We start from the raw sequence: 459 nt of genomic DNA on the forward strand, positions 1-459 counted from the left end.
CTCGCTCCCGAACATGCCTATCCGGCCGCGCCCGACGATTGCGAGGCGGCGGCTCTCTGGGTCATCCGGGAGATGGAGAGCCGGTTCGGCACCTCGCGCCTGTTCATCGGCGGCGAGTCGGCCGGTGCCCATCTCTCGGCAGTGACGATCTTGCGCCTGCGCGACAGGCACGGGCTGACCCCCTTCCGGGGCGCCAATCTCTTCGCCGGGTGCTACGATCTTTCTCTCACGCCGAGCGTCCGGCATTGGGGCAACGAGCGGCTGATCCTCAACACGAACGACGTGCGGGTCTTCGCCGACAATTTCTGCGGTCAGGCCCCCGACCGGCGCGATCCCGATATCTCGCCCCTTAATGCCGACCTGAAAGGACTGCCGCCGGCTTTGTTCTCCGTCGGGACCAAGGACATGCTCCTCGACGACAGCCTCTTCATGGCGTCGCGCTGGGTGGCGGCAGGCAAC

1 protein-coding gene is annotated in these 459 nt (G+C 66.7%); it reads left to right on the plus strand.

The features are described 5' to 3' along the window. Positions 1 to 459, plus strand: a 459-nt coding sequence (locus C7G61_RS43410) for an alpha/beta hydrolase fold domain-containing protein (RefSeq protein WP_145963869.1), incomplete at both ends; no start/stop codon positions are given.

The organism is Bradyrhizobium algeriense (genome assembly GCF_003062295.1).
In the GTDB taxonomy this organism is placed as follows: domain Bacteria; phylum Pseudomonadota; class Alphaproteobacteria; order Rhizobiales; family Xanthobacteraceae; genus Bradyrhizobium; species Bradyrhizobium algeriense.